Here is a 26,114-nt window from a genome sequence, read left to right on the forward strand (position 1 = left end):
CCCTTCATCGTATTCACATAATGTCTCCAGAATCACACCTTTCATACATAGATTGAATCCTCTTGTTATTGTTAGAGATTAATTTATATTTACACAAAAAAAGGCTGCCAACTAAATATTTGGAAGCCCTAAATATGGAAGATAAAATCTTGCTTTGTATGAGACTGAATATGTATATGATACACCACGTATCATGTCGTATATTTCTTTACTCGTGTGCAAATATGCTAAAACTTCTAGCTATTTTTCTCTTCTTGAGTTCTGAACAAATACAACCCTTTTGAGTAAATCTCCGTTACTTATTCCCCATGCCAATCTTCAACCAGCATATGATAAAGTATGCAAGGACAATAAAAGGAACTTAGGCATACAGGAAGTACGTAAATTTTCAAATTTTGAATTACCTCTCCCTTTCTATCGTCTTTTACCAAAAGAATTTCCCTTTATATATAGAACAACAATGGCAGTAATGATAAACCCCGCGATTACAAATGTCCCAATTCCTGCTCGATATACGATATAGACATCGGTATGCTTAAATACATTCATAATCAAATATATCATTAGTATTAAAGCAAGCACGATAATAATTGATGTGAATTTATTTTTACCACGGTACATCATTTCACAACCTTCCACTCCGAAAGTGACTATTCATTTGCTTTCTGCTCTATACTTATGTACAAAACAAGCTATGATATGACAAGTCACTCTGCACACATTCTCCACAACTATTCTCTATAATATGCGATAGGTGATGTTATGAAGAATTTATCCGTAAAACTAGGGCTTATATTTTTCTTGATTATATTTACTTTAGAACTCTTTCTATTTTTCTTTCTTCACTCTTCCTTAGTTGAGTCGCGAGTGGAAGAGGAACTTTTTTCCTTACAATCTAGAGGAGACGCTCATAGAGACACGTTAAAGACCAGTTTTGAAGCAGATACAATTGAGCATGTAGCCCTGATGGAAAAGGAAGCCAATACGGATGTGATGGTTACAAACTTAAAGGGAAGTGTACTTGCTTCCTCACTTTCAATTGATATGAAAAAAATAATTTCATCAGGAATGAAGCTACAAAACGGTGTCGTAGAAAATGATTGGAAAAATCAACCTTATATTGTAACTGTAAGCTTTATACCTAATCAAGGATACGTTTTCATGTTTCAAAACACTGATTCTATTCAAACACTGATTGATCGCTTAAATAATCATTTTTTTATTACCGGATTAATCACAGCTATCTTAACGATTGTGATTATAATATTGCTTTCTATCGCTTTAGTTCGACCGCTTAATAAGATGAAAGAAGCCACGATACAAATAAAAAGTGGCGATTTCTCCATATCTCTACCTGATATAGGAAATGATGAACTTGGTAAACTGGCAAAAACCATCAACCTACTTGCAAGTGAGTTAAAGCATTTAAAGGAAGAACGCAGTCAATTTTTAGCTACAATTTCTCATGAATTAAGAACACCGCTCACTTACCTTAAAGGATATGCGGACATTGTTCAAAGAAAGAATCTCTCCATTGAAGAACGTGATAAATATTTGTCCATCATTCAGGAAGAAGCCAAAAGAATAAATACACTAGTAGAAGACTTATTTGAATTAGCTAAAATAGATCAATACGGCTTTGAAATGAAGAAACAAACCATTCAGTTAAGCGACTTCATAACCCATTTACATCATAAATTTGAACCAGCTTTTTTGCATCAATCCATTAAATTACATGTGGAAATGCCCCAAAAAGATATTAATGTGAAGATCGATTCTGCTAGAGTAGAACAAATGCTTTATAACCTTTTGGATAATTCTTTGAAATATAGTCAAACAGGTACGGAAACGACATTAAAGATATGGACGCATACAAAAGATTTATATTTAAGAATGATTGATAACGGGAGCGGCATTCAAGAAAAAGACCTTCCACATATCTTTAAACGCTTTTATCGTGGGACATATAGTAACGATTCATGTAAAGGAGGTTCTGGTCTTGGTCTTTCGATTGTGAAAGAATTAGTCAACGCCCATAATGGTGAGATTACGGTCAAAAGCAACACAAAAACCGGGACAGCTTTTACTATCATGTTAAAAGGAGCGGTATTAAATGAGAAAGATACTTTTAGTAGATGACGAAATGCGGATGCTTGATCTATTAGACCTATATTTATCACAGAACGGCTTTTCTTGTATAAAAAAAACTTCCGGTGCATGTGCGCTTAATTATATGGAAGATCACGCTATTGAACTAGTTATCATTGATGTAATGATGCCTGATATGGACGGGTGGGATCTATGTCAATTGATCAAACAGCAAAGTGATGTGCCGATTATTATGTTAACAGCAAAAGGAAGTAAACCAGATGTCGTCAAGGGGCTAACCATTGGTGCCGACGATTATATTGCTAAACCATTTGATGAAGAAGAACTTATTGCTAGAATCGAAGCTGTCTTAAGGAGAACAAAATCAACTGGCAGTGAAATCATATTTAAAGAACTACAGTTAAATAAGGAATCCTATGATTTTTACTATCAAAAGAAAAAAATCCCTGTCACGCAAAAAGAATTTGTGTTACTTGAGCTTTTTTTATCTCATCAAAATCATGTTTTCTCTCGCGAACATCTTATTACGAAAATTTGGGGATACGGTGTATATATCGAAGATCGAACAGTGGATTCACATATACGAAATATAAGAGAAAAGCTACGTGAAGTTGACTTCCCTATTGATCAGCATTTACAAACCGTATGGGGAATTGGATATAAATGGGTATCATAATCTTTCCTTTTGTTCAGAATGAAGAAGACAATATTCCTTCATATAATCTGCAAATTTACGATTTATAATAATTGCAAATCCATTAAAGGAGATGACCTAAATGAAAAAGCAACTAACCTTTGGAATAATTGCCTTGTTGGCAATGGTATTTTTAGCTGCTTGTACTAACAACAATGATTCATCACCAACTAATGATGAAACGAACGAACAAGAAGAAATGAATCATGAAGAGATGGACCATGAAGGAATGGATCATTCTAGTGATGGTGAAATCCCGGAAGGCCTAGAAAAAGCGGATGAACCCACTTACGCTGTGGGATCTACAGTTACAATAAAAAATGGACATATGGAAGGCATGGAAGGTGCGGAGGCAAAGATTGTTGGTGCTTATAATACAACCGCTTATGCCGTAAACTATACCCCTACTTCTGGTGGTGACCCTGTGAAAAATCACAAATGGATTATTCATGAAGAGCTTGAAGAGCCAGGTGAAGCACCATTACAAGAGGGAGAAACCGCTGTGACTACCGCTGATCATATGGAAGGTATGAAGGGCGCCGAAGTAGACATCGCTTCAAGTGAAGACACAACCGTTTATATGATTGACTATACGCCAACCAATGGTGTGGAAAAAGTCAAAAACCATAAATGGGTTACGGAAGCTGAATTAGAAAGATAAGGGTGAGCATATCGGTTCTAGTATAATCTAAAGTTGAATCATAGCATAATATCTTGTCCACATACCTTTTAGCAATCGCCAAGAGTTATGTGGACTTGCTCATTCTATTCTGGTGTATCCACTTGAGTGGATATTTTCTATTTACCTATCCCTTATGTTTTCAAGTGTCTTGTATTATATTAGGTTGAGTTCTATCGTCTCTATGTTTTTATTGAATTCTTTTAAAATAATTTCCCCATATAATACTCATCATAATATTCTCCGTCCATTAATAACGATCTTCGTTTCACCCCTTCTACTTCAAAACCTATTTTTTTGTATAGCGCTAGTGCTGCTTCATTTTCTGATACTACTGTCAATTCAATCCGCTTGATAGCTTCATGATTGGCCCATGCCAGTACCGCCTGTAATAATTGTCCTCCAACTCCCATTCCTCTGTAATCTTTATGAACACCGACAACAATACTCGCACAATGTTTTTTCCTTCGTACCGTTTCTTTAATCACAAGTGTATACCCAATCAATCGTTCTCCATCTTCGGCACCAATAACCGTTATATGATCTCTATTAATTATGGCCTCTGCCCCTTCAACTGTTAAAGTTCTTTCCCCTGCTTCCATCAACATATAAGGACTGCTTGCCTCTACATCCTTCATTAATTGTACAAGTTGTTTCGCATCATCTACGGAAAGCTCTTTGATTATCATTCAAAACTCCACCCTTTCTCGATATAACTAGTCAAGAATATGTACATTCTTACCTTCTAACGATTCAATATGGCCATTTTTCAAATAAACACTTGCTTCATCATCCAAGCCCACCCCCTTCTCTGTCTTCGTTTCAGTCATCACAGCAAGTAGGTTCTGCTTTTCATTCCATTTTGAATAATGAGCAGCGATAATATAATCTTGTAAAATACCTAAGCCATTTAAAATCATCAGCTTATCTCCTTTATAATCGCTCGGGGAAACCATACAATATTCTGAGCAGATCAAAGCACCGGCAGAAAAGCCTGCGATTGGCACTCCTTCTTGAAAAAGTTGCTTTATTTCCTCCCCTACCCTTTTAGTTACGATATAGTGATGATAGGACAGTGTGTCACCGCCACATATAATAATGCCAGTTATTTTTTCACTACGGATTGACTTCGTCTCTTCTAATAAATAATAGCGAAAATCAGTTACACCTTCTTCTTCTAAAATATGCTGATAATTAGGCATATAAGTTTGCCAGCCTTTACGATTTAAACAAAATATCGCTACATGTCCATTTTTTTGATTACAGAGACTAGCAAACTGCTTTCCATGAATTCTTCCAAAGGGCGGACTTCCACCAAATAAAAATAAATGTTGATCCATAAACACACCTCCAGTTTCTTCAACTTTTCTTTTACATTACGAATTCTATTTCTTAAGCAAACATTAGCATAATTAATAAATAAAAAGTTTTTTTCCGCACAAACTTTTTCTATGAGATCAATCGTCTATCCATTGTACAAAGTTTTTTAAAAGGAGCTCCTTGAAAGATGAATAACCAAAATTTGTTTGTACAAATGATTGAAGAGCATAAACAAGATTACTACCGGCTTGCTTATAGTTATGTTAGAAACCAAGCAGATGCCTTAGATATTGTCAGTGAATCCATAAAAAAAGGATTGCTTTCAATGAATAAATTAGAAAATGTAGATGCATTAAGAAGTTGGTTCTATAAGATTATCGTACGTACATCGCTCGACTTCTTAAAAAAGCATAAACGCATGACTGTATCAGATCATGACACAATCACCTATTTGCAAAGTGGAGAACATGATGATTATATGCATTTTGACTTACATGATGCATTAGCACAATTGCCCTTACAATATAAAACGGTCATTTTACTACGCTATTTTGAAGACTTAAAGATTCAAGAAATTGCTACTGTAATAGATGAAAATGTCAATACAGTCAAGACTCGATTATATCGCGGCTTAAAATTATTAAAGCTTGAACTGACAGAAGGAGATGAAATGGATGAGTAACCGACTGAAAGAATGGCGTAGACAATATAATGATATACCTATACCAACAGAGTTAGATGATATTATAGAAAGTGCACTAACTAGTCACACTCAACAAAAGCATACGAAAAAGCGTTGGATATGGCCAACTAGTATTGTGGCAGCTGCGAGTATTTTTACAGCAACAGTAAACTTTAGCCCTCAGGCGGCAAAAGCAATGTCAGAAGTACCTATTTTAAAACAAATTATTGAGGTTATTACCATTGATAAAATACACGAGGAACAAGAAAGTAAATCCATTGATGTAGAGATACCAGAAATCTCTGGTCTAGAAAATCACCAACTAGAAACTCATTTAAATCAAGCTTTTCTTGAAAAAGGAAAGCAATTATATCAAGAATATATGGATAGTAATGGTCACCTAGCTATTCAAAGTGATTACTCCATTGTGAATGAAAATAATCAGATACTTTCTATTGAACTTAATACGTTTAAAGCTGAAGCATCTGGATATGAACAAAAAGATTACCTTACGATTGATAAAGAATTACAAACCGTTATTACTTTACCTAGTTTATTTACTTCAGAAGCATATGTAGAGATAATAAGTGAAGAAATTAAAAAGCAAATGAAGCAGAATATGGCCAATGATGAAAATCTTATTTATTGGCTAGATGATGTCGAATCATTTACTACTATTAATCACGATCAACCATTCTTTATCAACGAAGATAACCACCTGATCATCTCTTTTAATGAATATGAAGTGGCACCTGGTTATATGGGCGTTGTTCAGTTTGAAATTCCAACTGAGATCATCGATGAAATACTAGTAAGTGACCGTTATATAAACTAAGTATGATTTGAATAAATAGAAATGAGGCCTCTCCTACTTAAAAAAGAGGGGTCTTACTTTTTGGGAAGAAGCCATAATTGTAAACTTGAATTTCAAATGACCATTTCAAGCTTCTTTTCTCCTGTTAACTGCTTATTTTTCCCTATTAAACAGGACTTTTCCCCCTTATAATATATCATTCTTTCCACCTATCCAAATCATTACATAATAAGAGTAAAATGAATAATTGTAGTGCTTTTTTATCGCTATTCTGCAAATTTTTTTACAAGCTTTTTGAAACTAATTACGACATAATCATCGTCTATTTTATATACATAAAGTTTAATAGAAAATACGTAAATAATTTACAGGTTCACTTTAAAACGGAGGAAGGTTCCCTCCGTCAGCTAGAGTTTAATTGCATCAAAAATGGAGGACGTACATATGAAAAAAAAGACACACACACATTATATTACCGGGCTCGACGGACTGAGAGCGATTGCAGTCTTAGCCGTCATCGCCTATCACTTTCGCTTTGATTGGGCAGAAGGTGGATTCTTAGGCGTTAGCCTTTTCTTTGTTCTATCTGGCTACCTTATTACTTCCACTCTATTACCGGATCAAAACAAAAGCATGAAATTAGATTTGAAGAAGTTCTGGGTTGGCCGTGCTCGCCGCTTATTACCCGCTTCTTATGCAATGATTTTTATTACCTTTGTGTGGGTCGTTCTTTTTCATCAAAACTTGTTATCCGTTATGCGTGGCGATGCGCTAGCTTCTATATTTTATGTAAGTAACTGGTGGTTTATTTTCCATGAGGTTTCCTATTTTGATAGTTTTGCAGCTCCATCTCCAATAAAAAACCTATGGTCACTGGCGATTGAAGAACAATTCTATCTATTATGGCCACTTGCCCTAACGGCTCTAATTTATATTTTCAAGCACCGAGTAACTGTTTCAAAGATTATCTTTTTAGGCGCTTTATTATCTTGTTTATGGATGTCATTACAATATGATCCCAATGGTGATCCTAGCAGAGTTTATTATGGGACTGATACACGTTCATTTGAATTATTAATTGGTTGTTGGCTAGCACTTGTTTGGCCAATGAAAAGGCTATCAGCTAAGAAGCTATCACCCCAACTAAAACAAACGCTTAATGTAACTAGTGTCGGTGCGCTAGTGATTTTGTTACTATGCATGTTCACCATTAATGAATATAATCCGTTTCTTTATGTTGGGGGCTTGTTCCTTATTGCCCTCCTATCAGCGGTTGTTATTGCTTGTGTCTGTCACCCATCAAGTATATTAAGCAAGTGGCTATCATGGAAGCCACTTAGGTGGATTGGTACACGCTCATATGGTATTTATTTATGGCATTATCCAATTATTATTTTAACAACGCCTCTCGACCAAATAGCGGCACCGCAGTTATGGAGAGTGCTATTACAGCTCATCGCTATTTTTGCAATAGCAGAAGTTTCCTACCGATTCTTAGAGCAACCGATTAGAAAGTATGGTTTTAGAGCATTCTTTAAAAATTTCAAGAAAATAAATCCGCTTAAATGGAAAAGTTTAAATGTACAGTGTAGAGTTGGTGCAGCTTTTGTTCCATTAGTAGCTATTATCTTTATTGCTGGTATGACGGGCGTTGTCAAGGGCGAAGAGCAAGAAGAGAAACCAACAGAGTTAGTTATTTCCCAAGAAAACAGTGAAGATCAACCGAAAGAAGAAACGAAAGAAGAAGCTTCGAATGTTCCAGAGAAAAATGACTCCTCTGAAGAAGCTCCAGAGGAGAAGACAGCAGATACGGAAGAAGTTGAGAATGAAGCAGAAAAACAGGCAGAGCCACTCCCTGCCGCTGAGCATTATAACCAAATTCTGGCCATTGGTGATTCATTAATGCTTGATGTTGCACCAAGTCTACAGCTACGCTTTCCTGCTATTACGATTGATGCAAAGGTAGGGCGTCAAGTTCATCAAGCAGTCGATGTTAGCCAGCAATACACTTCCTTTAACCAAAAAGGAAATGCAATCATTTTCATGCTTGGTACAAACGGCTTTTTCCGTGAAAAGCATTTAGATGAACTGGTTGATTTATTTAGTGAAGCAGATATTTACCTTGTAAATACAAAGGTACCACGTTCATGGGAAGAAGATGTAAATAAAGCTTTATTGGAAAAAGCGGAAGTTGAAGACCATGTCACACTAGTCGATTGGCACAAACTCGGAGAAAATCATCCCGAATACTTCGGAGGTGATGGCGTCCATGTAGGAAAAACAGGGGCAGAATCACTAGCTGAGCTAATCGAAACAGAAATGAATAACTATATTGAAGCATCCATAGAAGAAAAATAATCAACAAAGTGCCGCTGAACCTAAAAATGTTCAGCGGCCTTTTTATATCAGTTACATGCTAATTGTTGAACCATTGTGGAGAGTGAAATTCCGAGAAAAAATATAGAAGTGTTTTTTCGGGTGCCTATTCTAAAATGGTGAGCTATGGTAACCCGTTTGCTCGTTCACCTGGTGGAGAATCTTCAATGTGAATATCTGCACCTATTGAGAGAGGTAACAAGAAAAAGTTGCTCCAGTTAAAACTAGGACAAATACTTACCTCCAGCGAACTCCTATCTATTCTCACCTCTATGTTTGTCCTATCTGTTTTCCTATTTCAAGCACCGGTTTCCGGTCAACGTAATGTGTAAATCACTTTTGCTTTGCTTTCGTTTACTATTTCTCGCCTGAGTGAATCGCCATACCTTTTTGCTCAGCTTTCATTTCCTGTTTTTTGTCTGAGTGACTCGCAAACACCATTTGCTCTCCTCTCGTCTCCTGTTTTCCATCTGAGCGACTCGCTGACGCTATTTGCTCACCTCTCGTCTCCTGTTTTCCACCTGAGCGACTCGCAGACACCATTTGCTAAAGCTTTCATCCCTATTTCTCTTTTTAAATGAGACACAAACCACTTTTGCCTTATCAACTAAAACATACATGTGTATCTTCCAATGGAAGTGATTAGCCTACCTGCAACTACAAAAGTGCCTCACCCACTACTACTACTTCTATAAGCTATTTGTTGAGAACTTATTTTTCGCATACATATAAGTCACTGCCAATGCTAAAACGAGTACAGTTCCTTTAATAATATCAAAAGCATAATAGGGTAGATTCAAGATAGTTAAACCATTTAATAATACGCCAATGACTGCTGCGCCAAAAAATGTACCTAACGCATTTGGTTTTCCAGCCCCTAGTACCGAGTAGCCAACAAATACAGCTGCAACAGCTTCCATCAGGAGAGGTGCACCTGCATCGATTTGCCCTGATCCTACCCTAGCAGTAAATAAAATGCCTGCTATGCTAGCAAAAATTCCTGAAATCACATAAGCCATGCATTTGATTTTCTTTACTTTTACACCAGATAAGGTCGCAGCTTCGGCATTCCCCCCAGTCATATAAAAAATTCGGCCCCATCTCGTATAATTTAAAAAACAGTAGGACGCTAACACTAGAATAATCATGATCCATACAGGTACGGGGATACCTAATAAATGGCCTTGACCAATCCATAGAAAGGCATTAGAAAACTCACCAATTGCTGTCCCACCAGATGTCAGTGGCATATGGTTATAAATAGAGTATCCTTCTGTATAAGTCCGATGTAATCCCGCTACGATGTACATACTGCTCAATGTTGCTAATAAATCGGGAATACCTATCACAACAATTAAGAACGAATTAAATAATCCAACTGCCACTCCAACGATAATTGGTAATAGTAGAACTAACCATAGAGGTAAATCATACCAAACCATCAATGAAGCAGTAAAAACAGTTGCTAATGACATCGTGGAGCCAACAGATAAATCAAAGCCGTCAACTACTAATGTAAATGTGACCCCGAGCGCGAGCACAGTGACAATCGAAATGGAACGTAATATATCTGAAAAATTATCATAGGTTAAAAAGAATGGGCTCACACTTGTAAAATAGAAAATAATAAGAATAAGTAAAGTAATTGCCCCGTATTTAAATAGAAATGCGATCAATTGGTCCTTCATGATTGACTTCCTTTCCACCACTTGCATATAACAGAATCTTTTCTTGCGTTGCCTCTTTTTGCGCAAACTCTTTCACGATTTTGCCATCATACATCACTAATACTCTATGGCAAACTGTTAATAATTCTTGGATTTCACTACTAAAATACAAAATGGCCTTGCCTTCCTTTGCAAGCTGTTGAATTAGTTTAAGAATTTCTCTTTTCGCACCGATGTCCACACCCTTAGTAGGCTCATCAAATAAATAAACCTTCGCTTCACTTGATAACCACTTACCGATAACGATCTTTTGCTGATTTCCCCCACTTAAATGATTCACCTCTACGTCCACATCATTTGCTTTCACCTGCAAAGTTGAAATTACTTCTTCAGTCGCTTTTCTCTCAGCCTTTCTGTTAATAATTCCCCCTTTTACGTACTTTTTTAGCTGTGGGAATGTTACATTCTTCGATATCGTTTCATTAATGAATAGACCTTCTTTCCGCCTTTCTTCAGGAATATGAGTGATACCACAAGCAATAGCTGTTTTTGGATGCTTCACTTGTATCTTCTTACCAGAGACTCTGATTTCTCCTGACGCGGCTGGTGTATTTCCAAATATTGTTTTTGCTAGTTCCGTCTTTCCCGCACCTACTAATCCTGCAATTCCTACAACTTCACCTTCATATACATTTAAACTAATATTTTGTAACTTTCCTAGATTGAGATTCTTAAGTGCTAAAACCTCTTCCCCTCGTTTATAACTGTGCAGAACGTTTCTTTCCTCATGCCATACTTCTCCAAGCATTTGTTCAATCACCATTTCCTGCGTTATCTGAGCAATTGGTACGGTTGAAATCCGACATCCGTCTCTCATAACCGTTACCACATCTGCAATGGCGAATACTTCAGGTAATCGATGTGTAATAAAAATACAACCAATTCCTTTTACTCTCAGTTGCCTAATTACATGAAATAGTTTCTCTGCTTCTCTATGTGATAATGGAGCGGTTGGCTCATCAAAAATAATGACTTTAGTCGTTTGAACTAACGCCCGAGCTATGAGAACCAATTGCTTTTTAGCAAGACTTAGCTTTGAAGCTGCTTGGTTTAGATCAATATCATTCACATCGAGTAATGTTAATGGTTCCTGCGCCTGACGATGTAGATCCTTACGAGAGAAGTACCACCCTTTCTCTTGTGAAAAGCAATCAAGCATAATATTTTCTGCTACAGTAAGCTGTGGAACAATGGCTGTATCAACCTCCTGATAAACGCAAAATATTCCTTTTTCTTTCGCGTCACTAGGGTGTTGAAAAGTTGCTTTTTCGTGGTTAATCAAAATTTCTCCTTGGTCTTGTCTATATACCCCAGAGAGAATCTTCATTAATGTACTTTTCCCAGCTCCATTTGCTCCAAGCAAGGCATGTATTTCTCCTTTATGAACCACTAACTCCCCGTTCTTTAATGCCGTAACTTTTCCAAAACTTTTACTCATCTTTTTCATTTCCAAAACAACTTCACTCATTTAAAGGAGACCCCCTCCATAGATAGGAAAACCGACTCTCTAAAAGTCGGTTGACTAGCTACAAACCATTTCATTCAATTGCCCTCAAGTGCTTTTAGTTCTTCCGTATAGCCTTGTTCACTTTCTCCCCAACCATCAATATATTCATGCAGTTCATTTGTTGTAATGGCCTCATCAGGTAATTGACTTTTCTCTACAAAAACAGGATCAAGGATAACTTTTTCTTTTGGAGAATCACCATTTAATTTTTGGTACAAATATCGAACTTGAATACGACCAATATCTTTTGGATCAACGGCAGCTGTCGCTTCCCATGAACTGTTTTCTTTTTGTATCAGTTGCAGATCCTCGTCACTCATATCAATCCCGTAGACTTTAATATCTTCTCTTCCTGCCTGCTCTAGCGCTCTGACAGCTCCTTTAGCAAACTCATCCCACGCTGCCCAAACTGCTGTTATTTCACCTTCATTTGGATATTGTTTTAGGATTGCTTCCATTTGTGCTTGAGTATCTAATGCTGTATTGTCGGTGGCAGCACCAAATGCTGCTACTTCCTTAATATCTGTATTCTCTTTTAAAAATTGTTCGTAAGCTACTTGTCTTCTTTCCATCGGGGCAAATCCAGCTACCCAAATCTTAACAATATTCGCTTTTCCTCCTGCATCTGCAGCAAGCTTGGTTAATGTCAACTTCGCCATTTCTTCATCGCCTTGTTGAAGTACAGTTACATCTTTCACTGCAATATCAGCATCAAAGACCACTACAGGTATATTTTGCGCAGCCGCTTTTTCTACTCCTTGCGTTAACGCTTCCTTCGTTCCATGATCAATTAATATTCCATCAAATTTTTGATTAATCGCTGCATCTAAATTGGAAGCCATTTTTGCTAAGTCACCTTCAGAAGTAAATACTTGAACGGTTCCACCAAACTTTTCTACCTGTTCTTTTACCCCTTCAATATATTGTGCAGAAAAAGTTCCTAAATTAATTTGCATGATTAGTGCGATTTTTTTATTAGCTAACGGATGTACACTATTCTCTTTAGTTGATGCAGTTGCTTCACTACTTGAATTGCTTCCTTTTGGCTGGCAGCCTGCCAAGATTAAAATAGAAATAATAAGAAACGCTAATAGTATACGATTGTTCTTCATGCCCTAACTCCCTCTTCTGCTTTATTCAATTGTGCCAATTTGTTTCGATCAGCTTCAAAAATACCTTTTTCAGTAATGATTGCAGTGATTAAATTAGCAGTTGTCACATCAAACGCCGGATTAAACACTTTCGTTCCTTCTGGTGTGATTTGGTTTGGTCCTAGATGAGTCACCTCTTCTGGCAACCTCTCCTCAATCGGAATATCTGCCCCTGATGCAATAGAAAAGTCAAATGTTGACAATGGCGCAGCTACATAGAAAGGAATTTGAAAGTAGTTTGCTAAAATAGCTAGTTGCCATGTACCGATTTTATTCGCTGTATCTCCATTGCTGGCAATACGATCTGCCCCGACTATAATCGCTTCAATCCCCTTTGTTGCTATTGTATGAGCAGCCATATTATCAGTAATGACCGTTACATCCACATTGGACTGTTGAAGTTCCCAAGCAGTTAGGCGCGCTCCCTGAAGAACCGGTCTCGTTTCACAAGCATATACTTGAAAGTCAACACCCTTTTCCTTACCTAAATGAAACGGCGCTAGCGCTGTACCATATTTTCCCGTAGCAATCGTCCCCGCATTGCAAATCGTTAATACCTTATTCCTTCCATTCAATAGACTTAGTGCATTTTCGCCAATTTGCCGACAAATCTCCTCGTCTTCTTGATGTATTTGCTTTGCTTCTTGCTCCAAACTGATAATTGTCTCCTCTGTTGAATACAACGTTTCTATTACTTTCATCATTCGATCCAAAGCCCAGAACAAATTAACAGCTGTAGGTCTTGAACCCGCTAGATAAAGATAATCTTCATGAATTCTAAGATGGAAAGTTTCGATGTCGACACCTTCGTATTTTTTTGCAGCAATCGCTAAACCATAAGCAGCAGTTATTCCAATAGCTGGCGCCCCTCTCACTCTCAACTGAATAATTGCCTCAAAGACATCTTCAATGGTTTCGAGTTCTACCCATCTTGTTTGATGGGGTAATAAGGTTTGATCAAGAATTTTCAATCTACCATCTTGCCATTCAATTGGTGTTGGTATACTCATGATGTATACGCCTCCAGTTCCTTAAGAAGTTGCGAGATTGTTCCTATGTTTTTGCGATTAATAATCAAGGATGAACCTAATTGAATCGTTGCCTTTTTCACATATAATCTAATTGAACTATCTTCTATTCCATCAAGATCCTTCACATGAGACAATCCGATTGTTCTCCGAATTAATTCACATCCCACTACTCCGATAGCATCTTTAAATACTTTAGCTAGAAAAGATTCTAGAGCGCCTGGTACTTTCGTAAAAGGATGAACAACAGAATTTTCCCAAGCTTCTGAAAAATAATGAGAAAACACATCCCATACTTCTTCAATCTGTTGACGAATAACGATTCTATCGTTTCCGTTTCGTACAAGTACTTGGAAAATAAGATGGGCAATATATTGACCGACATCAAATCCAATCGGACCATAAAAGCCGAACTCAGGATCAATCACCTTCGTCTCACTCTTACTCGCAAATATACTCCCTGTATGTAGGTCACCATGTAGTAAGCTCTCTGCTTCTGTGAGAAAAGCATATTTTATTTTGGCTACTTCAAGCTTCAACTTGTCATTAGCCCATAGTTGCTGAACCACTTCAGCCAACTCAGCTTCAAAATCATTCGTTTCCACATCAAAAAATGGATCGGTGAATACTAAATCCTCAGTGATTTTACATAGTTCCGGATTTGAAAATTTAGCGACCAATTTCTTTTTCTCAAACGGATGAAGAGCAAAATCTGAAGTTGAAAACAATGTCTTTGCCAGGTACTCCCCAATATGAGCTGATAACTTCGGATAATGATCCCCTTGAATCAATCCGTCTCTTACAATTGTCAGATGGGAAAGATCCTCCATCACAGTTAATGCTAGCTCTTCATCTGTTGCTAGTACTGCTGGGAGGAGGTGAGGAACGAATTCACCATGCTTCTTAAGGACTTCTGCCTCCAGTTTTGCTCTTTTAAGTGTTAGTGGCCAGCTTTCTCCGACTACTTTTGCATAAGGGAGTGCTTGCTTAATAATTACACTTTTACGATTAGAAGTAATACGGTAAACATAATTCAAATTACCATCACCAATCTCTTCCACCGTTATTTTTTCATCCGGTAAAAACAGCTTTAAACTCTTCACGTATTCACACGCAGATTCCTCTGTCAAAGCGCGGTAACCTATATTTTCTAAAACAGCCATATCTCTTCCCCCTTATTTCTTTATTATCTGTGGCACAAAACAGGGGTGACTACATGAAGAGATGTAGTCGGACCTGCTTTGTCACTACAGAAACAAAAATGCCCCTTTCCAGTACAGAAAGAGGCATTCGTCATGACGATTTTGCCTCTCATCTTTCAGAATAACTTCTGAATGGAATTAGCACCGTGCCTTACATTAGGCGCAGAAATTCTCTAGCTGCGCCTCGTTTCACAACGATATTACGGTCGGTTGCTGGGTTTCATCGGGCCATATTTCCCTCCACCTGCTCTTGATAAGAGTATAAAAGATTCATTTTTTGAAATATCTTGAGCAAATACTAGCACCGATTATAAAAAAGTGTCAATCTTTTTTTAAAAAACTTTTCATCTTTTTAAAGATAAAGGAATTTTGTCATATAACGTAAAAAATTCTCTGTTGACAGATAAAACACCTGGTGACATAATACAATTGTGCAAAAATTTAAAACGATAATCATAAATTTTCTTATCAAGAGCAGGCGGAGGGACGAGCCCGATGAAGCCCGGCAACCGATTCTAAATGAACACGGTGCTAATTCTTGCAGCAATCATGCTGACAGATAAGGAGAAGGTTCTATCACTGCGAACTAACCCTCTTCTTATTGATTAAGAAGAGGGTTTTTTATTGTCAATGTAAATTCGAAATCATCAGGGAGGGTTCTCATATGGGAGATGTAATTGCAACTTATCAAGTATACGCAAGACCCGGTTCATTAGAGAAAAAAGCAGAGGATATCGCTTTAGGATTAACGATAGGCTCGTGGACAGCGTTACCATTACTTGAGCAAGAACAATTACTAAAACATAAAGGCAGAGTCACTGCACTACAAGAGTTTTATGATGATGAACATCCCAATCGATTCGGTGAAGTAAGGTGCGAAATTAGTATCGCCTACCCTACATATAATTTCACATTTGATATTCCAGCAATCTTAACAACCGTATTTGGAAAGTTATCTCTAGATGGTGAGGTAAAATTATTAAACCTAGAATTTGATAATGAGGATCTTTCTCGTTTTCCAGGACCAAAATTCGGTATAAAAAATATAAGATCGAAACTAAATACTCAAGACCGCCCATTACTTATGAGTATATTTAAAGGCATCATCGGCAGGGATATTCACTTCTTAAGAGAACAGTTAAGAGACCAGGCTATGGGAGGCGTTGATATTGTAAAAGATGATGAAATTCTTTTTGATGTCAACATCTCTTTTGAAGACAGAATTATCGCAGGTAAAGAAATACTAGATGAAGTCTATGAAAAGACTGGAAAAAGGACACATTATGCAGTCAATTTATCTGGGAGAACAATGGATTTAGTAGATAAAGCAAAACATGCGACCGAATTAGGGGCGGATGCATTATTATTCAATGTTCACACTTACGGTCTAGATATGCTCCAAACACTAGCTGAAAACAGTGAAGTGCAGTTACCTATCATGGCACATCCTGCATATAGTGGGGCCTATACTTCTTCAAACTTCTATGGTGTGGCTCCTGACTTATTACTCGGTAATCTTACTCGCTTAGCAGGCGCAGATTTCTCTTTATTTCCTTCTCCATATGGTTCTGTTGCCATGGAAAAAGAAAAAACCTTAGCTATCGCTAGACAGTTAACCGAAGAAAATGGCTTGAATCAGGCATTCCCGGTCCCCTCAGCAGGCATTCATCCAGGTTTAGTTCCGTTGCTTTATCATGATTTTGGCAATGATTGTATCATTAATGCGGGCGGAGGGGTCCATGGTCATCCTGAAGGAGCAGCAGCTGGCGTGAGAGCCTTTAGGCAAGCCATTGACCACGTCATACAACAAAATACTCATCGTGTAACAAAAGCGCAAGAATTGGAAGCAGCATTAACAAAATGGGGAGGTACGTCGTAAAAGATGACAAAACCAATGATTTTTTGTGATTTTGATGGAACAATTACGAATAACGATAACATTGTAAAGATTATGGAGCATTTCGGTCCTATTAAGGCAAAACAGATCAAGGAAGATATTTTAGCTCAAAATATCTCTATCCAAGAGGGTGTTAAAAATCTCTTCTCACTTTTACCAACAAGTAAAAAAGAAGAGATTATCCATTTTGTATTAAATAGTGCAGAAATTCGTGAAGGATTTTCAGCTTTTGTTAGATATACACACGAAAACGATATCCCTCTTTATATTGTTAGTGGTGGAATTGACTTTTTTTTAGAACCAGTACTTGAACCTTATGGGCCATTTACGAAAGTATTTTGCAATCAGGCAAGCTTTGCTTTAGAAACGATAGATATTCACTATCCACACCAGTGTGATGAACTATGTTCTTCACAAGGTTGCGGCTGTTGTAAACCAACCATTATTAGAAAACACTCATCTCCAGAACACTTTAATATTCTTATTGGCGATTCGATTACAGACTTTGAAGCAGCCAAAATAGCAGATGCCGTACTTGCTAGAGATTTCTTAATTCAAAAATGTGAAGAAACTGGTATTTCTTATACTCCTTTTGAAACCTTCCATGATTGCATTGAATACCTCGATGAACTAGTTGGTGCGAAATCATGACAACGTATGAAACAGAGTGGGATACATTAGCTGATATTAAAGATGAATTAGCGGCTAGAGATTGGTTTATGGGTACTAGTGGTAATTTATCCATTCGCGTAGATGAAAACAGCTTTTTAGTCACTTCAAGTGGACTTGATAAAAGAAAGAGAACAGCCAATGATTTTTTATTAGTAGACTTAGAAGGAAGGCCCCTAGAAAACACGTCATCTAAACCTTCAGCTGAGACTTTATTACATTGTGAGATCTATAAGAAAACGTCATCAGGAGCAAGTCTTCATGTTCATACAGTTGCTAATAATGTTATTTCTGAGCTTTTCTATCAAGAAGGTGTAGTAACTTTTCAGCATCAAGAGTTAATTAAAGCATTTGGATTATGGGGAGAAGATGATATACTCACCATCCCGATCATTCGCAATGATGCGGATATCCCTACATTAGCGGACCACTTTTCTGCTTACGTCAGCAAAGAGAAAGGTGCAGTCTTAATTCACAACCACGGGATTACTGTTTGGGGAGTCGATGGGTTTGAAGCAAAAAAATTATTAGAAGCTTGCGAATTTTTATTTCAATATAAATTATCTCTTATTCAATTAAAAGGAGGCGTTTTACATGGCCACTATTAAATTTAAAAACGAAGAAAAAGTGATTACTGATCAACAAGAGGTATCTACATTTTTATCTGCACAAGAAGTCATCTATGAAAATTGGAACATTGAGCAATTAGAAGTGACATTACACGAAAAATACGATTTATCTGATGATGAAAAGCAAGCCATACTAGATGCATTTTCAACTGAAATCAAAACCATTTCTGAAAAGCGCGGCTACAAAGCTGCAGATGTTATTTCACTTTCAGACAGTACGCCAAATTTAGATGAATTATTAATTAACTTTCAAAGAGAGCACCATCATACCGATGATGAAGTCCGCTTCATCGTAAGTGGGCATGGGGTCTTTATTATCCAAGGAAAAGATGAATCGTTTTTTGAAGTCCATTTAGATCCAGGTGATTTAATTTCTGTACCTGTAAACACGCGTCACTATTTTACTTTAGCTGATGATCGAAAAGTTGTTGCTATTCGCCTCTTTGTTACACCAGAAGGTTGGGTACCTGTTTACGAAAAAGAAAAATTGAACGCTTAATATTAGGGAGGCTCCTACATAAGTGGAGCCTCTCCTTATTTCTCTATATAATAGATAAAAAATTCGCTCCATTCTCCACTATGAAATGAGAATTGAGACTGTTTCTCTTCATAATTAAAACCAATAGATTCTGCTAAATGAATGGAGGCAAGGTTATCACTATCAATATGTAATTCTATTCTTTCAGGTTGTAAATATTCAAAAATAAAAGGAATAATCGTGACTACGCTTTCTTTTCCATATCCTTTTCGCCAATATTGATTGTGAATAGCATAACCGAGTAGTACTAACTCCTTGCCATTCCTCTGTGTTCGATACATTTCTATCTTTCCTATATGTGCACCATCATTTTCTCTAAATATACCAAACTCAGATAATTGCCAAGCATCATCTTGCTTACTCCATTGCTCGATTTTCTTCTTGAATTTTTCTTTAGTATAAGCAGATAAATCTTGTGGGCGTCCTTCATCATGACGTGATTGCGAAACTAAACGGTTCTTTAATCCCTCTATCCAAGCTTCGTAATCTTCATCCATATACGAACGAATGACGAGACGGTTACTTTTCAACTGCATGTCTTTCGCTCCATTCTATCGGAAATTAGGCCGCCTTTTATCAGTTATTGTGTGTAGTTACTATATGTGTACAAGTACTCTTCCTCTCGTTTCTCCTTTTAAAAGCAACGGCAAGGCATGCTCAACTTCACTCAATGAAACTTCTTGAAAAATAAACTGATCAAACGGAAGTTTATCACTTTCTTCCGCTAATAGTTCCCAAGCTTCTTTCCTCATCTCCATTGGACAAAAAACGGAATCAACTCCCAAGAGACTCACCCCACGTAAAATAAATGGAAAAACCTTCGTAGGTACATTCGTTCCAGCTGTTAAACCACTGACCGCTACGGCACCCCCATATTGAATTTGGCTTAACAAGGATGCTAATGGCTCTCCACCGACAGGATCAACCGCTGCTATCCATTTTTGCTTGCTTAATGCGCTTATCTTTCCATCATACACTTCTTCTCTTGTAATCACTGAAGAAGCTCCTAAGTTCATTAAATAATCACGTTCATTCTTCTTTCCAGTGCTTGCAACGACCTCATAGCCACGGTTAGCTAACAAGGCAACGGCAAAACTCCCGACACCACCAGTAGCCCCAGTAACTAATACCTTCCCACTATTTTCAGTTAGACCATTCTGTTCTAATTTTAATATGGAAAGTGCCGCTGTTAATCCAGCTGTGCCAATCGTCATTGCCTTCTTTAACGTAAGTCCTTTTGGAAGTGGTAGTACCCATTGTGCAGGTACTTGTGCATATTCACTATACCCCCGTATCTGGATACACCAATTTCATAACTCGTAGCAATGACTTCATCTCCTTCGGAAAAATCAGGATGTTGAGATGAAACAACGATACCCGCTAAGTCAATGCCCGGTACCATTGGATAGTCATTAACGATATTTCCATTAGGTATACTAGCTAAACTGTCCTTATAATTTACTCCGGAGTATTTTACTTGAATTAGTACTTCTCCTGCAGGTAAATCCTTTACCTCAAGTTGACGCACCTGGATAGAAAAATCTTTATCATCTTTATCTACAACTAATGTTTTAAAACTCATTACTCTTCCTCCACCCTTCCCTTTAACTTCTCAAATAGGCTTCATTGACCTTTATTCATTTCTACTACTTCATACATGGCAATCGCTTTTATCAATGCTTCTAAATGCTTATCAACGTAAATTTATGCCTCAACTTTTGTTTATGCGCCACCATGAAATCTACTTTTTCAGACATGGCATCATCCTCTCTTTTGCCGTTCTTCCAAACTCATTCCCGTTCCTTTAAGCATGAAACCATTCAAATTATTTTTATTTGTATGTTTACACCCTTCTTCCTTGTCCTACAAGAGATTCACTTCATATTATTTTAATTCCAAAACTGATATACCGCGTACTTCTTCAATCTCACCTATTGAAGACAAATTTCACCCCACTGTTAACTTTTTTATCAGATGTTATCATTAATGGTCGTCTGTTCTATGCTCCATCTCCAGAAGTGCTCGATTAGTTGGGAATCACTCGCCCTTTTAGAGACATGGGCTTTTTTCTTGTCAATATAGTACTCACCTGATATCCCTTCTACATCCGCACTCGTGGCTAAATAGATGGTCGTTTCCGCCCCTTGCTCTGCTGTTTTAAAAAATGGCACCAGTAATTTTACCACTTTGCCACCAAATCCTGTTTCTCTATCCACACCTATGTTTGTTGCAACAGCTCCTGGATGAAGTGCATTCACTGTCACATTTGTGTGTGCTAATCTTTCATGTAAACCTTTCATAAATAATAAATTGGCTAGCTTCGATCTTCCATAACCTTTTGCTACATTAAAACCCTTTTTAAAAAACGGATCTGCAAAATCAATCTTCCCCCATTTATGAGCACCGGAAGATACAATGACAATTCTTGCAGTAGCCGAAGCCTTCAAAGCTTCTAATAATTGATTGGTTAAATGGAAATGACCGAGATGGTTTACTCCTAACATCATCTCAAATCCATCAACTGTTTCTTGCCTTTTTATTGTCACTACACCTGCATTATTAATTAAAAGATCTAAATGATGATACTTACTAAAAAAGGTTGCCACAAAATCATCGATGCTTTTGATAGAACTTAGATCACAGAGCATTAAATCTACATTTTCTTTTCCTGTAATGGCTTTCACTTTTTGTAGCGCGGCTTCACCTCTTATTTTACTTCTACAGAGCATGATTACTTTTATATTTTTATTTACAAGACCGATTGTCGTTTCTAAGCCCATTCCTGAATTCGCTCCTGTTACTATCGCTACTTTAGCAACCACTGCTACCCACACCTTTCTTATTGTCGTTAAGTATAAATGGTCCAATGATATTTTTATAGTTTTCTGCTTTTATGAACTATAAAAATATAAGAATTTTCAGTATAATTTATACTGAAAGGAGTGTCATATGGAAGTCACCTCTGTTATTCTTGCGATTTCAACAATGGGTATAATCATTGTTTTCGGAGCACTAATCGCCTTAAAGATATCAATCACAGCAGAAATGAAAAATATATTAATGATGATTATTTTACATCTAGCTGTTCCCTTTATTATATTGAATGGTGTTTTCAATACTAAGATTACGGACGTCATTTTCCAACAAGTCTTTCTCGTATTTGGGATATCCGTTGTATTTAATGCTGGAGGTATTATCCTTACATTAGTTCTAGGCCGCCTTTTATATCTTGATCAGCCTAAACAATTGGCTTTACTAGCCGCCCTAGGTAATACAGGTTTCATCGGCATCCCTCTTAGTGCTACATTATTTGGGCCTCTCGGTGGATTATTAGCCGCTGTATTTGATGCGGGGTTAGATGTCGTGCTTTTTTCATTAGGTATCTACTTATTACAAAGCAATCAAAAATTCCAATTTAAACAATTAAAAGCTTTATTAAACTTACCTTTACTAGCCATTAGTTTGGGGTTGTTATATGTAATCAGTGGATGGGAAGCACCGCTCATATTTAAGCAACTGGCTTCAATGCTATCTAACTTAGCTGCGCCATTAGCTATGTTATATATAGGCTTTCTGCTTCCAACTTTCTTTCAAGTTGGACGGCGTTTTTACTTTCAAGGCTTATGGTTTCCCTTATTAATGAAATTGATGATATTACCACTTGTCGCCATCATTTGTTTACGTTTTACGTCACTACAAACAGATTTAATTTTCTTATTAGTTATTTTAACAAGTATGCCCACCTTCATGCTGGCCTCAGTATTGTTTTCCCGCTACACAAAAGAAGAAAACGAAGCTATTATGGTAACCATATATAGCACGTTAATTTCTATCTTAACCATTCCTTTGATTTCGTGGATAGCGAGCTTTCTTTTGTAATCATTTAATTACATTTTTTAGCCAGCCAAAAAGTTTTTTTAGCTGGCTATTTCTCTTCTCATTCACCTGTCTCTAATCCGTACATATTAAAAGGGTAAAATCTTAATCGATTAAAAAGATGCGTTGGATTTATTTCTTTCATAATCTCAAAATTTCATAGATAATTATTCTTCTGGTGTTAAGAGAAGTCTCTTCCCTTCAGGCTCTTCTAAAGTGGTCTTATGATAATCACCCTCTACCCAGTCCGCCATTTGATTTTGATACCAGTCACTCGATACATGCCCAGATTGACCTGGACCGACGATATGATAAGCCTGCATTGGATTGTTCATATCCATAACAAATCGCCATGATGCTCCGTGATTCACCGTCCCATCATTTTTAAATGCAGCTGCCTTAACAGTGACAGCACTTCCTCCTGTTGCCATACTACCTTGATAATTAAATAAATAATTTAAAGGAGCTACGCTAGATAACGGGTGTGTAAAGGAAACTTGGTGATAATCTCCCCATTTCCAATTTGCCATATCCCTGCCTTCATCTTCCTCTATTTGTGAAAGTGTTTCTGTTAACGATGCAACTAATAATTCATTAATGCCCCCTACATCCTTCACCCATGGCCCCGTGTTACCTGCAAATGCATTGCGTAGAAGCTGATCAACAGCCGATCTTTTACCACCAAATAATTCTAACGTTTCTTTCGGAATCTGCTCTTTAAATAATGCTTCTCCAATTTCAACCATCCAGCGATTAAAAATATAAGGAGCAGCAAGATCTTGATGATCTTGATAGTCCCATTTCGATAAGATATCAAGGGCCGATTGGATGTGCTCACCTTTTTCGTTTGCTAATTGCTTAAGCATCACAGGCACAAATTCTTCTGCCTGAAGGTTCTTTTCATCCATTTGTAGTTCCATCATATTTTCTGCAGTTAATTGATTGCTTCCACTTAATACTTCTTGAATGCGCATTTGTCTATATGGTTGTGCCCAATTGTGACTAATATGATAAGGGTAATCATCTCCTACCACCTTATTATTGGCTGTAGAAATAAAACCTTCTTCTGGATTGACGATAGTTGGTAACTCGTCATAAGGAATCGCACCTTCCCAAGCATACTCATCTGTCCATCCCGGTACAGGTAATAGCCCATTTCCTTTTTTCCTGATAGGAATTTTGCCATTCGCTTTATAAGCAATATTTCCTTCTCTATCTGTAAAAACAAAATTTTGTGCTGGTGCTTCAAAAGCAGCTAATGCCTCCTCGAATTCTTTCCAATTTTCAGCGTGATTCATATTTAAAATCGCCTCTAGTTCTGTCGTTGCTTCTAATGCAGTCCACTGTAATGAAAGTGCCGTTTCACTAGTAGCAGCATCAGCGGCAAACTCTGAAATAATAGGCCCATGTCTTGTCTCTATGACTTTATAATCAATTGTTTCACTATCCTTTACCTTTATAGGCTCAGCTATCACTTGCGCCTTTTCCCATTTGTCGTTATAAAGAAACAAGTGAGGATCTTCTGGATTTCTTTTTTCAATATAAAGATCTTGCACATCAGGACCAGTATTAGTCACACCCCATGCGATGTTTTCGTTATGTCCTAAAATAATTCCAGGGACTCCGGCAAATATCACTCCACCTACATTCACTTCATCAGACTGTAAGTGCATTTGATACCATACAGAAGGAGTCGCCAACCCTAAATGGGGATCATCTGCTAAAAGACTTTTGCCAGTTGCCGTTTTATCTCCGCTTACCACCCAATTGTTACTCCCATTGAATTCATGTGGGATAACAGCTTGAGCAAAGGCGGTTGAAAAATCTAATTGTTCTTTAGTAATAATAGTTGGTGCCTCTTCTGGATAGGTCGGAAATAAATCATATGCTTTTTCTTCAGGAAATGCTTGCAACAGATACTGTCTGAAAGCTTGATCTTTCCAATGTCCGCCCAAATCAAAGGCCATATACTTACCAATTGTTAATGAGTCAATTGGTTTCCATGCTTCTGGTTTATAGCCAAGTATCGTAAATTCTGTTGGCCACTTTCCAGTGGTATGTAATTCTTCTATATAGGCATTTACTCCGTCTGCAAATGCATTTAATACCCGCATCCCCTCATCTGAATATTCAGCTACTGATTCTTCTGCTGCTCTTCTTAAGCCCAAGGTACGGAAATACTTATCTGTATCTACTGTCGATTCACCAATTACTTCACTTAATCTCCCAGATGCCTGCCGCCTACTTAAGTCCATTTGAAATAAACGATCTTGCGCCTGTACATATCCTTGGGAGAAGTAAAGGTCATACTCATTCGTTGCTTCTATATGAGGAACACCCATTTCATCTCGGACCACCTCAACAGCTTGTTGTAACCCATTCAGTTGAATATCACCATTAACTTGAGGTAACGGGCGATTCAAGAAATAATAAGCGCCAATGATTACAAGTAGAATGAGCCCAAGAAGACTCCCTCCCATCCATACTAGCAAGCGCTTCCATCTTACATTTTTCTTTGCCACTGTTTTAATTTCCATCTCTCATCCTCCACCCACTTTCTATCTTTAATAAGATTCTAGAAGTAAACCCTTTTTCCTACTCTATTCATAAAGAAAAGAACAAATTCTTTTGAATAGAATTTGTTCTTGCAGCAATAGTAGCTCATCACTTATATTCTCTTTTCAACAAACCATAAATAACTGTGTCAACATAATAATGATAGAGCCATTCGCCATCTCTAATCGTTCCTTCATATACAAAACCAAGCTTTTCAGGTATACGGCGACTTTTACTGTTTTTAACTGCAGCATGAATTTCTACTTTATTTAAATTAAGCTGAGTAAATCCGTAGGAAATCATCGCTTGCACAGCTTTTGTCATCACACCTTTACCTTCTGCATGCTGTGCAAGCCAATACCCGATTGTACCTATCCGATTGGCATGATTCAACTTATTAAAGCCAATGATGCCGATTAACTTTCCCTTTTCCCTAATACCAGCGGTTAAGCCAGTATTTTGATCCATTTGATCAACTGTATGGTCAATAAACGCCTTCGAATCTTGAACAGATTTTGTTCCATCTACCCATGGAAGCCATTCGCGTAAGTAAGTACGATTCTCATTAATAAGCGCAAATAGTTCATCCGCCTCTTCTAACTTAAAACCCTTCAATTCTAGCTCATTGTTAATCTTTAATCTTATCATTATCGTTCCTCA

At 37.3% G+C, this 26,114-nt stretch carries 24 protein-coding genes, 1 pseudogene and 2 riboswitches; of the genes and pseudogenes, 11 read left to right on the top strand and 14 right to left on the bottom strand.

Going from position 1 to position 26,114, the window contains the following annotated elements:
• Positions 1–414: 414 nt before the first annotated feature.
• Positions 415–624, bottom strand: coding sequence for a hypothetical protein (locus MKX29_RS02780; RefSeq protein ID WP_341103823.1), 210 nt, complete (start codon positions 622–624; stop codon positions 415–417).
• Between the two features lie 138 nt (positions 625–762).
• Here MKX29_RS02780 and MKX29_RS02785 point away from each other — a divergent pair, with 138 nt between their 5' ends.
• The 3 genes from MKX29_RS02785 (at position 763) to MKX29_RS02795 (ending at position 3,464) form a co-directional block, all read left to right on the top strand.
• Complete coding sequence (locus MKX29_RS02785) at positions 763–2,139, top strand: HAMP domain-containing sensor histidine kinase (protein ID WP_341103825.1); 1,377 nt, start codon at positions 763–765, stop codon at positions 2,137–2,139.
• On the top strand, positions 2,114–2,785 hold the full coding sequence (locus MKX29_RS02790) for a response regulator transcription factor (RefSeq protein WP_095370188.1): 672 nt from the start codon (positions 2,114–2,116) through the stop codon (positions 2,783–2,785). The genes MKX29_RS02785 and MKX29_RS02790 overlap by 26 nt, the downstream gene beginning before the upstream one ends.
• A 100-nt stretch (positions 2,786–2,885) precedes the next feature.
• The gene (locus MKX29_RS02795; RefSeq protein WP_341103827.1) at positions 2,886–3,464 is read left to right on the top strand and encodes a YdhK family protein; all 579 of its coding nucleotides are present in this window, start codon (positions 2,886–2,888) and stop codon (positions 3,462–3,464) included.
• Positions 3,465–3,685: 221 nt separating this feature from the next.
• On the opposite strand, the gene MKX29_RS02800 is transcribed toward MKX29_RS02795, so the two are convergent.
• Both MKX29_RS02800 and MKX29_RS02805 read right to left on the bottom strand, forming a co-directional pair.
• A complete protein-coding gene (locus MKX29_RS02800; RefSeq protein ID WP_341103829.1) occupies positions 3,686–4,171 on the bottom strand; it encodes a GNAT family N-acetyltransferase in 486 nt (161 codons plus the stop codon).
• Between the two features lie 27 nt (positions 4,172–4,198).
• Positions 4,199–4,822 (bottom strand): Type 1 glutamine amidotransferase-like domain-containing protein, encoded by a 624-nt coding sequence (locus tag MKX29_RS02805; RefSeq protein ID WP_341103831.1) that lies wholly within the window; start codon positions 4,820–4,822, stop codon positions 4,199–4,201.
• Between the two features lie 167 nt (positions 4,823–4,989).
• On the opposite strand from MKX29_RS02805, the gene MKX29_RS02810 reads away from it, so the two are divergent.
• From MKX29_RS02810 to MKX29_RS02820, 3 genes are all read left to right on the top strand, one after another.
• Positions 4,990–5,484 carry a sigma-70 family RNA polymerase sigma factor gene (locus tag MKX29_RS02810; protein WP_095370192.1) on the top strand — a complete coding sequence of 165 codons (495 nt, stop codon included), beginning with the start codon at positions 4,990–4,992 and terminating at the stop codon, positions 5,482–5,484.
• Positions 5,477–6,319 (top strand): DUF3298 and DUF4163 domain-containing protein, encoded by an 843-nt coding sequence (locus MKX29_RS02815; RefSeq protein WP_322910009.1) that lies wholly within the window; start codon positions 5,477–5,479, stop codon positions 6,317–6,319. Before MKX29_RS02810 ends, MKX29_RS02815 begins: the two co-directional genes overlap by 8 nt.
• 423 nt (positions 6,320–6,742) lie before the next feature.
• Positions 6,743–8,656 (top strand): acyltransferase family protein, encoded by a 1,914-nt coding sequence (locus tag MKX29_RS02820; protein ID WP_341103835.1) that lies wholly within the window; start codon positions 6,743–6,745, stop codon positions 8,654–8,656.
• A 375-nt stretch (positions 8,657–9,031) separates the two neighbouring features.
• Here the strand turns inward: MKX29_RS02820 and MKX29_RS02825 are convergent, their stop codons facing one another.
• The 6 genes from MKX29_RS02825 to mtnK all read right to left on the bottom strand — a co-directional run bounded on the left by MKX29_RS02825 (position 9,032) and on the right by mtnK (position 15,250).
• Entirely contained in the window at positions 9,032–9,217 is a 186-nt protein-coding gene (locus MKX29_RS02825; protein WP_341103837.1) for a hypothetical protein, read from the bottom strand.
• Positions 9,218–9,363: 146 nt separating this feature from the next.
• Positions 9,364–10,362: an ABC transporter permease gene (locus tag MKX29_RS02830; RefSeq protein ID WP_251162915.1), complete on the bottom strand. Its 999-nt coding sequence runs from the start codon at positions 10,360–10,362 to the stop codon at positions 9,364–9,366.
• A complete protein-coding gene (locus MKX29_RS02835; RefSeq protein ID WP_341103838.1) occupies positions 10,331–11,869 on the bottom strand; it encodes a sugar ABC transporter ATP-binding protein in 1,539 nt (512 codons plus the stop codon). Before MKX29_RS02835 ends, MKX29_RS02830 begins: the two co-directional genes overlap by 32 nt.
• Before the next feature lie 74 nt (positions 11,870–11,943).
• The gene (locus MKX29_RS02840) at positions 11,944–13,020 is read right to left on the bottom strand and encodes a sugar ABC transporter substrate-binding protein (RefSeq protein ID WP_341103841.1); all 1,077 of its coding nucleotides are present in this window, start codon (positions 13,018–13,020) and stop codon (positions 11,944–11,946) included.
• The gene (gene mtnA, locus MKX29_RS02845; protein WP_341103843.1) at positions 13,017–14,069 is read right to left on the bottom strand and encodes an S-methyl-5-thioribose-1-phosphate isomerase; all 1,053 of its coding nucleotides are present in this window, start codon (positions 14,067–14,069) and stop codon (positions 13,017–13,019) included. Before mtnA ends, MKX29_RS02840 begins: the two co-directional genes overlap by 4 nt.
• Positions 14,066–15,250 (bottom strand): S-methyl-5-thioribose kinase, encoded by a 1,185-nt coding sequence (gene mtnK / locus MKX29_RS02850; protein ID WP_289433118.1) that lies wholly within the window; start codon positions 15,248–15,250, stop codon positions 14,066–14,068. Before mtnK ends, mtnA begins: the two co-directional genes overlap by 4 nt.
• Before the next feature lie 145 nt (positions 15,251–15,395).
• Positions 15,396–15,549, bottom strand: a riboswitch (SAM riboswitch).
• A gap of 202 nt (positions 15,550–15,751) precedes the next feature.
• Positions 15,752–15,855, top strand: a riboswitch (SAM riboswitch).
• 98 nt (positions 15,856–15,953) lie between these two features.
• Between mtnK and MKX29_RS02855 the strand changes: the two genes are divergently transcribed.
• The 4 genes from MKX29_RS02855 to MKX29_RS02870 are packed head-to-tail and all read left to right on the top strand — an operon-like array spanning position 15,954 to position 18,983.
• Entirely contained in the window at positions 15,954–17,168 is a 1,215-nt protein-coding gene (locus tag MKX29_RS02855) for a 2,3-diketo-5-methylthiopentyl-1-phosphate enolase (RefSeq protein ID WP_341103846.1), read from the top strand.
• A gap of 3 nt (positions 17,169–17,171) precedes the next feature.
• Positions 17,172–17,837, top strand: a complete 666-nt coding sequence (locus MKX29_RS02860; protein ID WP_341103847.1) for a 2-hydroxy-3-keto-5-methylthiopentenyl-1-phosphate phosphatase — start codon at positions 17,172–17,174, stop codon at positions 17,835–17,837.
• Entirely contained in the window at positions 17,834–18,463 is a 630-nt protein-coding gene (locus tag MKX29_RS02865) for a methylthioribulose 1-phosphate dehydratase (RefSeq protein ID WP_224935127.1), read from the top strand. Before MKX29_RS02860 ends, MKX29_RS02865 begins: the two co-directional genes overlap by 4 nt.
• Positions 18,450–18,983, top strand: a complete 534-nt coding sequence (locus MKX29_RS02870) for a 1,2-dihydroxy-3-keto-5-methylthiopentene dioxygenase (protein WP_341103851.1) — start codon at positions 18,450–18,452, stop codon at positions 18,981–18,983. The genes MKX29_RS02865 and MKX29_RS02870 overlap by 14 nt, the downstream gene beginning before the upstream one ends.
• Before the next feature lie 35 nt (positions 18,984–19,018).
• On the opposite strand, the gene MKX29_RS02875 is transcribed toward MKX29_RS02870, so the two are convergent.
• The 3 genes and pseudogenes from MKX29_RS02875 to MKX29_RS02885 all read right to left on the bottom strand — a co-directional run bounded on the left by MKX29_RS02875 (position 19,019) and on the right by MKX29_RS02885 (position 21,844).
• Positions 19,019–19,558 (bottom strand): GNAT family N-acetyltransferase, encoded by a 540-nt coding sequence (locus MKX29_RS02875; RefSeq protein WP_341103854.1) that lies wholly within the window; start codon positions 19,556–19,558, stop codon positions 19,019–19,021.
• A 60-nt stretch (positions 19,559–19,618) separates the two neighbouring features.
• Positions 19,619–20,604, bottom strand: a pseudogene (locus MKX29_RS02880) (acrylyl-CoA reductase family protein).
• Between the two features lie 388 nt (positions 20,605–20,992).
• Complete coding sequence (locus MKX29_RS02885) at positions 20,993–21,844, bottom strand: SDR family oxidoreductase (protein ID WP_224935116.1); 852 nt, start codon at positions 21,842–21,844, stop codon at positions 20,993–20,995.
• 127 nt (positions 21,845–21,971) lie between these two features.
• Here MKX29_RS02885 and MKX29_RS02890 point away from each other — a divergent pair, with 127 nt between their 5' ends.
• Positions 21,972–22,901 (top strand): AEC family transporter, encoded by a 930-nt coding sequence (locus tag MKX29_RS02890; RefSeq protein WP_341103857.1) that lies wholly within the window; start codon positions 21,972–21,974, stop codon positions 22,899–22,901.
• A gap of 164 nt (positions 22,902–23,065) precedes the next feature.
• Here the strand turns inward: MKX29_RS02890 and MKX29_RS02895 are convergent, their stop codons facing one another.
• The gene (locus MKX29_RS02895) at positions 23,066–25,435 is read right to left on the bottom strand and encodes a penicillin acylase family protein (RefSeq protein WP_341103859.1); all 2,370 of its coding nucleotides are present in this window, start codon (positions 25,433–25,435) and stop codon (positions 23,066–23,068) included.
• A 127-nt stretch (positions 25,436–25,562) separates the two neighbouring features.
• Positions 25,563–26,102 carry a GNAT family N-acetyltransferase gene (locus MKX29_RS02900; RefSeq protein ID WP_224935107.1) on the bottom strand — a complete coding sequence of 180 codons (540 nt, stop codon included), beginning with the start codon at positions 26,100–26,102 and terminating at the stop codon, positions 25,563–25,565.
• Positions 26,103–26,114 lie beyond the last annotated feature (12 nt).

Source organism: Cytobacillus sp. FSL R7-0696 (assembly GCF_038006865.1).
Taxonomy (GTDB): domain Bacteria; phylum Bacillota; class Bacilli; order Bacillales; family Cytobacillaceae; genus Cytobacillus; species Cytobacillus kochii.